Source organism: Streptosporangium sp. NPDC002607 (genome assembly GCF_053592655.1).
In genome coordinates this window covers 1-8,953 of record NZ_JBSFWD010000119.1, presented here as the reverse complement: position 1 = coordinate 8,953, position 8,953 = coordinate 1, and the positions used below count along the sequence as shown (strand labels likewise).

The following is an 8,953-nucleotide window of genomic DNA, read 5'->3' as shown; positions in this document are numbered from 1 at the left end:
CTTCGCTCCCGGCCGGGAGCGAAGACGAAGACCGGCTGTCTCGTCGATACCCGCGGCCGAACCGCTCGGCGTTCAGGCGTTGGCGGCGGCTATCTCGTCGATGCGGGCGGCCAGGGTGAAGTCCGTCTCCGTCAGCCCGCCGGCGTCGTGCGTGCTGAGCGCGAGGTGGAGGGTGCGCCAGCGGATGTCGATGTCGGGGTGGTGGTTGAGCTTCTCGGCCTCGACCGCGATCTCGTCCACGATGCGGATCGCGGTCGGGAAGTCGGTGGCAGTGATCTTCCGGCGGATCTCGTCTCCCTCGCGCCGCCATTCGGGCAGGCCGGTGAGCCGGTCGTCCACCGCGGAGTCGTCAAGCAGGTTCATCCTCCCAGGAGATCACGTCCCCGGCGAGGACACCAAGCCGGGGCAGGCTCCCGGCGCGCCGGGCCATGGCCATGATGCCCTGGGCCATGGCGGTGGCGTGGCTGGTCCCCTCCAGGAGGGGCTCCAACTCGGGCAGCAGACCGGGTAGCCGGGACAGGCTCCAGTCGTGCCAGCCGGACAGGCGGGTGCCGCCGCTGTCGGGGTCCTCGGCGCGGTAGGCGGCCAGGATCGGGCACTCCCGGTGAATGCGGAGCAGCCATCTCTCGATGTCGGCGTTGAGCGCGGCTATCCGGGAGGGCGCGGCGTACAGCCAGCCGTCGTCGCCGATCCGGTCGGACTCGCCGCCGAGCGCGGGGTAGGAGCGGGCCACCGTACCGTGCAGGAACAGGCCGCTGGCCACCATGAGCTGGCGCCCCTCGCACCAGTCGAGCGCCCCGCGCAGGGGTGCCGGGACGGTGTCGACGATGACCGCGCACTGGGAGGCCGTGGGCTGCCGGGCGAAGCGGACGTGCACCTCGGCCCACATGTAATAACTCGCCTCCCCCGCTCCGAAGAAGGGGAAGGGGAAGTCCTGGTCGGGGTGGGCCATGGGTCGGGTTTCTCCGTGGAGAGGGGACAGGAGTCGTTCCGAATATGAACGACTCCTGACGACGCTCTCGGGATTACTCGCCGGAGCCGGTAATTTGACCGGATCCGGTCATTTGACCGCGCCGGAGGTGAGACCCGACTGGATCTGGCGCTGGAAGATGATGTAGACGATCATGACCGGGATGATGGCCATGCTCAGCGCGGCGAACAGGCCGGGCCAGTCGGCCTCGTAACCGGCGCTGGTGGAGATGTTGGCGACGCCCTGGGTGATCAGCCACTTGTCCTCGACGTTGCCCGACAGCAGCACGATCGGCAGGAGGTACTGGTTCCACTGACCCAGGATGTTGAAGATCGTGATGCTGACCAGCCCCGGCTTGGCCATCGGCACCATGATCTGGAAGAACGTCCGGGTGTGCGAGCAGCCGTCCATCATCGCCGCCTCGGCCACCGAGGTGGGCAGCGTCTTGAAGAACGCCGACAGGAAGAAGACGGTGAACGGCAGCGAGTAGGCGATGTAGACCAGGATCACGCCGAGGTGGGTGTCGATCAGGCCCAGGTTCTTCACCACGAAGAAGAGCGGGACCAGCGCGAGGAAGACCGGGAACGTCATCCCCGACACGAACAGGAAGTAGATCGCCCTGTTGCCGGGGAAGCTGTAGCGCGCCAGCACGTACGCGGCCATCGAGCCGAGCAGCATGGTGCCGGCCGTGCTGCACGCCACCACGAAGACGGTGTTCAGCATGTACTGCCCGATGTGCGCCTTCTCCCAGGCCCGGCCCCAGGCGTCCCAGCCGAAGGAGGCGGGCAGCGTGATGGCGTCCCCGAAGATCTCGGTGTTGGTCTTGAAAGAGGCCAGGAACGTCCAGAGGATCGGGCCGACGATCAGGATCGCCCAGACCAGCAGCGCGAGGTGGGAGAGCACCCCGAAGGGGCCGAGCGAGCCCCTGGTCCGCCTGGCACGCGCGTGGGCGGCGGGGCGGGAGGCGGCGGGCTTGCGAGCCGTGTCCGTGGCCATCAGAACTCGATCCTCTCGCGCCGGGTCACGCGCAGGGTGAGGGCGGCGAACGTGATGGTCATGAAGAACAGCGCCACGCCCATCGCCGACGCGTAGCCGAACTTGGAGAAGTTGAACGCCGTGCGCCAGATCTCCATCGGGAGCACCGTCGTGGCGTTGTCGGGCCCACCGCGGTCGACCGAGAGGACCTGGACCAGGGCGAAGGCGTCGAAGGCGGCGATGCCGAGATAGACCCAGGCGACCTGCATGGTGTCCCAGAGCAGCGGGATCGTGATCCTGAAGAACAGGGTGAACCTGCCCGCGCCGTCGAGGGCGGCGGCCTCGAACACGTCCTTGGGGATGGAGGACATGCCGGCCGAGAACAGCACCACGTAGAAGCCGACGGCCTGCCAGACCATCACGCCGATGATGGCCAGCAGGGCGATGTCGGGATCGATGAGCCAGCCGACCGGTTCGATGCCGACCTTGCCGAGCAGGCCGTTGATCACGCCGGTCCCGTCCGGACGGTAGATCGCCTGGAAGAGCACGCCGACGATGGCGACGGCCAGGACCTGGGGCAGGAAGAAGATCACCCGGTAGACCTTCGAGCCCCAGATCCCGGTCATCCGACCGCCCCGCTGCCCGCCGCTCAGGTTGAGCAGGAAGGAGAAGAACAGGGCGATCACGATGGTGACCAGCGGCATGACAAGCAGCAGAACACCGTGGTGACGCACCGCAGCCCAGAAGACCTCGTCGTCAAGGAGCCTGGCGAAGTTCTCCAGGCCGATGAACTGAGGGTTCGCCGAGATGCCCTTCCAGTTGGTCACCGCGATGTAGAAAGCCTGGATGTACGGGCTGACCACGAAGACCACGTAGAGGAGCACCGGCGCGGCGAGAAAGCCGACGATGAACGGATACTTGCCTTGCCGCATCGGGGCTACACCGTCCGGGTCTGCTTGGTGATGGACGAGTCGGCCTTGGTCTTGTCGGCGGCCTTCTGCATCTTCTCGCAGAACTCGTCGGCGGAGATGCGGCCGAACATGAGCGCGTTGGTCTGCTTGCGCAGCTCGGTCTCGAACTCCTTGTACCAGTTCTCGAAGCTGCTGAAGGTGACGATGTTCTGGCCCGCGGCGCTCTGCGCGGCGCTGAGGCTGGCGTTGCCCGGCGACAGCTCCAGTCCGTCGGCGGCACCGGTCACCACCGTGATGTTGCCGGACTTCTCGGTGAAGCCCCTCGCGCCCTCCTTGGAGAGCATGATGCGCAGGTACTCCAGGCCGCCCTTGGGGTTCTTGGCCTTGGCCGGAACGATGTACGCCTCGCCGGCGGCGGCGCGGATGGCCTCGAACGGCAGCTTGTCGGCCGCGGTGACGCTGGGAGTGGGCGACAGCGCGTACTTGAAGCCTTCGGGGGTCTGCTCCTTCTGCTCGTTCTCCAGCCAGGAACCGGAGGGGTAGAGGGCGACCTTGCCCTGGTTCTGGCGGAGCTGCACCTCGGTGTGGATCAGGCCCTCAAAGGACTTGTCCATGTATTTGGCGATCTCAGCCCAGGCGGCGGCGGACTGCTTCATGGCGTCGCGCTGCCAGACTCCGTCGACGAGGTTGTCGACGTCGAGCAGGATCTGGTTGCCCTCGATCTTCGCGGCGGAGATGAGGATCATCCAGTACGCGTAGTAGGCGGCGTTCTTGCCCGCGTACGCGAACGGGGTGATCCCGGCGGCCTTGGCCTTCTCGGCGAAGGCCTTGAACTCCTCGAAGGTCTTCGGCGGGGTCCAGCCGTTCTTCTCGAACAGCGCGGAGTCGTACCAGAGGCCGTACGCGGAGAAGACGTAGTTCATCAGGTACGGCTTGCCCGCGAGGAGACCCGACTCGACGGTGCCCGGCGCGACCAGGTCACGGACCTTCTTGCTCGGGTCGTCGATCGAGGGGGCGTCCCACAGCTCGGTGAGCTCAAGAAGCTGGCCCTCCTGCTGCAGGGCGCCGTTGTCCATCAGGTCGGTGCCGGAGTTGGCGATCACGTCGGGGACGTCGCCGCCGGCGAACCGCGGCTGCAGGGTCTGTGCGATCTGCTGGGTGGCGACGTGCTTGACCTGTGCCTGGGCGAACGCCTTCTTGTACAGCGGCTCGTGCACCTCGGTGGCGTAACTGTCACCGAGGCCGCCCTTGAAGATGACGACCTCAAGCGGCGCGTCGGCGGCGACGCCGAACGGGTTCGCCGCGGAGATCGCGCCACCCGCGGAGGGGGCCGCCGAGGTGCTGGCCGCCGGAGCCGCGCCACCGGTGGCGCAGGCACTGAGCAACCCGGCGCCTGGACCGACGATCAGAGCGCTCATGCCGATCCGGCGGAGCAGCTGCCGCCGGGTGATGTCTCCGGGCGTACCGACCGAGTTTGACATGCAACCCTCCTGAACGGGGGATCAATTAGGAAAGTTTCCTAAACGTTTGCCCGAAGGTACGTATCCGCGGAGTCCAGCGTCAAGACTTCCCGGCCGGTCTAGACCGAGCCGTGATGTCCTCGCGACCTATCCGCTAGCTAGCAAACGCCAAGGAGGTGCAATTCAATGACAGAACGGTACACAGTGGCCGATATTTCCCTGGAATTATTGACGCGATCACCGCCAGGGAGATAAAGGAACCGTGCTCGCCGGCAGCCAAGGGGCGGCAACCGGTCTAGACCAGATAATGAGGGTTTGCCGCCCGGTACCGCAAGCCCCTACTTTTGACGGCATGTTGCTGGCCGAGCAGCGCCGCCTGCTGTGTGAGTACGGCCGCCGGGCCGCCACGACCGGATTGGTCGTCGGAACCGCGGGGAATCTCAGCGTGCGCGCGGGCGAACTCGTCGCCGTGACGCCCAGCGGCGTCTCCCTCGACCGGCTGGAACCCGAGGCCTGCCCGATCGTCGACGTCGAGGGCCACCTCGTCGAGGGCGACCTGCGGCCGTCCTCGGAGACCCCCATGCACCTGGCGGTCTATACGACAACCGAGGCCGGCGCCATCGTGCACACCCATTCCGTCTTCGGCACCGTGGTCGCCACGACCATGAGCGAACTGCCGCCCATCCACTACAACGCCCTGCTGCTCGGCGGGACCGTCCGCGTCGCCGAATACGCCACCTACGGCACGCCCGAGCTCGCCGCCTCCGTCCGGGCCGCGCTGGCGGACCGGCGCGCGGCGCTGCTGGCCAACCACGGCGGGGTCACGATCGGCGACGACCTGGACGGGGCCTTCGAGGCGACCAGGCTGCTGGAGTGGCTCTGCGAGGTCTACGTGCGGGCCAAGGGCGTCGGCGAGCCCCGCGTGCTCACCGAGGAACAGCTCGCCGCGGTGGTCCGGCGCGCCTTCGATCCGCCCACGTTCCCCCGCCGCGGGAACTGACCGCGACACGACCGCCCTTTGCCCGTACGCCCTCGTCGCGAGGACCGAGCGCGACGCGGCCCCCGCCCCGTACACCCCCATCGCGAGGACTGACCCGATGCCTCTCCAGCTCACCGGCGCCCCGAGCGATCCGGACCTCATCCGCCTGCCCTGGGACGTCCCGCTGGAGGACTGGCCCGAGCACCGCCTGGTCTCCCTGCCGCGCGGCATCTCCCGGCACGTGGTGCGCTTCACCCGCCTGGCGGGCAAGGTGTACGCGATCAAGGAGATCAGCGAGCACTACGCCAAGCGCGAGTACCGCCTGCTGTGGGACCTGAGCCGGCTGGACACCCCGTCGGTCGAGCCGGTGGCGGTGGTCACCGGACGGACCGACGCCGCCGGCGAGCCGCTCGACTCGGCACTCATCACCCAGCACCTGCAGTTCTCGCTGCCCTACCGGGCGGTCATGTGCGGGACGGTCCGCCCCGAGACGCTCAACCGGCTGCTCGACGCCCTGGCCGTGCTGCTGGTACGGCTGCACCTCAGCGGCTTCTACTGGGGCGACTGCTCACTGTCGAACGTCCTGTTCCGCCGGGACGCGGGCTCCTTCGCCGCCTACCTCGTCGACGCCGAGACCGGTGAGCTGCATCCCATGATCAGTGAGGGCCAGCGGCTGTACGACATCGAGGTGGCGCACACCAACATCTTCGGCGAGATGCTCGACCTGGAGGCGGGCGGGTTGCTGCACTCCTCCATCGACCCCGAACAGGTCGCCGACTCCGTCTGCGAGCGCTACCACCGCCTCTGGGGCGAGCTCACCTCCGACGACATCATCGAGGAGGTCGACTGGCACATGATCGACCAGCGGATCCGCCGGCTGAACTCGCTGGGCTTCGACGTCGCCGAGATGATGGTCCGCCGCAAGGCGGGCACCGGGCGGCTGATCGTCCGCCCCAAGGTGGTGGACGCCGGGCACCACCAGCGCAGGCTGCTGCGGCTCACCGGCCTGGACGTGGAGGAGAACCAGGCCAGGCGGCTCCTCAACGACCTCGACTGCTTCCGCGTGTCGTACGGCCTGCGCCACGAGGACGAGGCGATCGTGGCCCACCGCTGGCTGGCCGAGGTCTTCCAGCCCACGGTGGAGGCCGTCCCGCAGAATCTGCGCGGCAAGCTGGAGCCCGCCCAGTTCTTCCACGAGGTGCTCGACCACCGCTGGTTCCTGTCGGAGGAGGCCGGGAACGACGTCGGCCTGCCCGCCGCGGTGAATTCCTATGTGAAGAACATTCTTGTTTTCAAGCCGGACGAAAAGGCGATTATCACCGACCAGCCAACGGGTTGATTTCCACCCGGGGTGTATATCTTCCTACTCGGTTGGTGAATCCTACGCTTTTTCCTATCAAGGCACTGGCTGGAAAGGATGGATCCCGAGGGCTTTCCCTACGCTGACCGGGCGACGCCTGAAGTCGCCGGCAAGGGAGAGCACGTGCTCGGAATCGAAGACTGCCTCACTGAGGTAATGGCCATCCCCGGTGCCCTGGACGCGATCCTCATCGATCAGACCAGCGGGACGGTCGTGGCGACCGGCGGCGCGAGCCGCCACGGTGACGTGGAGCGATCGGCCGCGGGGCTGAGCGAGACCCTGCGCGCGACGCTGGACGGACTCGCCGTCACCGCACCGGGCGGCACCGTCCGGATCGACGACATGATCATAACCACGGACGGCGGCCACCATTTGCTGCGGCCGTTGGAAACGCTTTTCGACGGCCCGCTGGTCATTTACGTCAGGCTCGACCTGGAACGGTCGAACCTGGCATTGGCCCGCCACCGCCTCCAGGCCCTTTCCGGCCGCCTGATATCGACGTGAAGCCGTGCCGAGCGTCGAGATCATCCTCAGCGGGCTCGCCAGTGATCGCGCCACCGGCTCGCTCCGCCTCGGCAAGGCGGGCGCCATCTATCTCACCGAAGGCCGCGTGACCTATGCCGAGAGCGCGGCGGCCCCCCGGCTGGAGGACCTGCTGGCGGCCTGCCGCGGGATCTCCGCCCACGCCGTACGACAGGCCAGGCAGTCCGCGACCGAGGATCTGCGGGGCGGCGAGCCGCCGGTCGCCGCCCCGCAGATCCTCGGAGGCGACCGGCTCCTCGCCCAGGGTCTGCTCACCAGGGGCGAGCTGGAGTTCTGCGTGCTGAGCACGGTGCTCGACGCCAGCTACTTCCTGCTGGAGTCGACCGGGCACCGGCCCAGGTTCCGGCGGGGAGAGCGGCACTGGCTCGGACCGCAGTGGTACTTCGACGCGGCCGGCCTGCTCCGGGAGTGCAAGCGGAGGAAGGCGCAGTTGGAACAGACCTGGCCGTCCGCGGAGCTGGACACGCTCCCGGTCGTCCCGCGGAGGCGCATCACCGCCCAGCGGGTGGTGCTGAGCTCGCTGCAGTGGGAGGTGCTGGTCGGCGCCGACTCCACGGCGACCCCGGCCGACCTGGCACGCAAGCTGGGCCGCCCGGCGTACTCGGTGCTGCTCGCCGTACGGCAGCTCGCCTCCCGTGGGCTGCTGCGCGTCCCGGAACCCGACGCGGCCGCCGCACCCGCCGCGCAGGACCCGCTGCCGAGACGGACGAGGGGGGCCACGGAGATCCCGGCAGCCGGAACGGGCTCCCTGGCGACGCCTGCGTCGCTCCCCGGAGCCACCGGGGATCCGACCGACGTCAACCTGCTCATCCGGCTCAGGAACGCATTGGAGGCACTGACTTGAGCCTGGTTCGATGCCGCCGATAAGGCTGCGGACGCTGAAGCTGATCGGAAGGAGGGTGCCGGTGGAACTGCGTGAGGAGATACGCCGGGAGATGGCGCTGCTGCGAGAGCGCATCCCCGACGTGGACGGGAGCATCGTGTGCAGCGTCGACGGCCTGACCCTGGCCAGTGATCTGGGCCGCGACACCGCCGCCGAGCAGACCGGCGCGCTCTCCTCCGCGCTCCTGGCCCTCAGCCGCCGGATGACGGGCATGGCCGGCAAGGGCGCCTTCGAGGAGACGCTGATCTCCGGCACCAACGGCTACGCGGCCTGCTACGCCGCCGGACCCAAGATCGTCCTCACAGTCCTGGCACGCCCGGGGACCAACCTCGGGCTGCTCCGGCTGGAGGGTCGCAAGACGGCGGCCAGATTGGCCGCCATCACCTCGCGCATGTCGATAACCCAGTGATCGGAGACAGAAATGGGCAACATGGACATCTCTCTCAAGGAGATGATGGCGATCGACGGCGCCATCGGCGCGGTCATCGTCGACTACAACAGCGGGATGGCGCTGGGCGCGCTCGGCGGTTCCAAGGATCTCGACCTCCAGGTGGCGGCCGCGGGTAACACCGAGGTCGTCAAGGCCAAGATGCGGACCATGGAGTCGCTCGGTCTCAAGGACGGCATCGAGGACATCCTCATCACGCTCGGCACGCAGTACCACGTGATCCGCCCGCTCTCCGGCCGGAGCGGCAAAGGCCTGTTCATCTACATGGCCCTCGACCGGAACCGGGCCAACCTCGCGCTCGCGCGGCACGTCCTGCGCGGCATCGAGGAGAGGCTCGAGGTCTGATCCTGCCGCGGCCCGTGCCCTTTCTGAAAGGGCGCGCGCCCCGGCCGGGGCGCAACCCCCCCGGGGTAACGGGGCGGGG

11 protein-coding genes are annotated in these 8,953 nt (G+C 68.1%); 6 read left to right on the top strand and 5 right to left on the bottom strand.

Annotated features, from left to right (window positions below; genetic code table 11):
* Nucleotides 1-72: 72 nt before the first annotated feature.
* The 5 genes from ACWD3H_RS47025 to ngcE all read right to left on the bottom strand — a co-directional run bounded on the left by ACWD3H_RS47025 (nucleotide 73) and on the right by ngcE (nucleotide 4,337).
* Entirely contained in the window at nucleotides 73-363 is a 291-nt protein-coding gene (locus ACWD3H_RS47025) for a 4a-hydroxytetrahydrobiopterin dehydratase (RefSeq protein WP_451959706.1), read from the bottom strand.
* Nucleotides 350-952: a hypothetical protein gene (locus ACWD3H_RS47020; RefSeq protein WP_350930401.1), complete on the bottom strand. Its 603-nt coding sequence runs from the start codon at nucleotides 950-952 to the stop codon at nucleotides 350-352. Before ACWD3H_RS47020 ends, ACWD3H_RS47025 begins: the two co-directional genes overlap by 14 nt.
* Before the next feature lie 108 nt (nucleotides 953-1,060).
* A complete protein-coding gene (locus tag ACWD3H_RS47015) occupies nucleotides 1,061-1,966 on the bottom strand; it encodes a carbohydrate ABC transporter permease (protein ID WP_355552459.1) in 906 nt (301 codons plus the stop codon).
* Nucleotides 1,966-2,877: a carbohydrate ABC transporter permease gene (locus ACWD3H_RS47010; protein ID WP_350930399.1), complete on the bottom strand. Its 912-nt coding sequence runs from the start codon at nucleotides 2,875-2,877 to the stop codon at nucleotides 1,966-1,968. Before ACWD3H_RS47010 ends, ACWD3H_RS47015 begins: the two co-directional genes overlap by 1 nt.
* Before the next feature lie 5 nt (nucleotides 2,878-2,882).
* Nucleotides 2,883-4,337, bottom strand: a complete 1,455-nt coding sequence (ngcE, locus tag ACWD3H_RS47005) for an N-acetylglucosamine/diacetylchitobiose ABC transporter substrate-binding protein (protein WP_451959705.1) — start codon at nucleotides 4,335-4,337, stop codon at nucleotides 2,883-2,885.
* 331 nt (nucleotides 4,338-4,668) lie between these two features.
* Between ngcE and ACWD3H_RS47000 the strand changes: the two genes are divergently transcribed.
* From ACWD3H_RS47000 to ACWD3H_RS46975, 6 genes are all read left to right on the top strand, one after another.
* Complete coding sequence (locus ACWD3H_RS47000; RefSeq protein WP_355552450.1) at nucleotides 4,669-5,316, top strand: class II aldolase/adducin family protein; 648 nt, start codon at nucleotides 4,669-4,671, stop codon at nucleotides 5,314-5,316.
* 97 nt (nucleotides 5,317-5,413) lie between these two features.
* On the top strand, nucleotides 5,414-6,634 hold the full coding sequence (locus ACWD3H_RS46995; RefSeq protein ID WP_355552447.1) for a DUF4032 domain-containing protein: 1,221 nt from the start codon (nucleotides 5,414-5,416) through the stop codon (nucleotides 6,632-6,634).
* A 78-nt stretch (nucleotides 6,635-6,712) separates the two neighbouring features.
* Nucleotides 6,713-7,159, top strand: a complete 447-nt coding sequence (locus ACWD3H_RS46990) for a roadblock/LC7 domain-containing protein (RefSeq protein WP_355552444.1) — start codon at nucleotides 6,713-6,715, stop codon at nucleotides 7,157-7,159.
* 4 nt (nucleotides 7,160-7,163) lie between these two features.
* On the top strand, nucleotides 7,164-8,042 hold the full coding sequence (locus ACWD3H_RS46985; RefSeq protein ID WP_451959704.1) for a hypothetical protein: 879 nt from the start codon (nucleotides 7,164-7,166) through the stop codon (nucleotides 8,040-8,042).
* 61 nt (nucleotides 8,043-8,103) lie between these two features.
* A complete protein-coding gene (locus tag ACWD3H_RS46980) occupies nucleotides 8,104-8,490 on the top strand; it encodes a roadblock/LC7 domain-containing protein (protein ID WP_451959703.1) in 387 nt (128 codons plus the stop codon).
* A 12-nt stretch (nucleotides 8,491-8,502) separates the two neighbouring features.
* Nucleotides 8,503-8,874, top strand: a complete 372-nt coding sequence (locus ACWD3H_RS46975; protein WP_355552436.1) for a hypothetical protein — start codon at nucleotides 8,503-8,505, stop codon at nucleotides 8,872-8,874.
* Nucleotides 8,875-8,953: the final 79 nt, after the last annotated feature.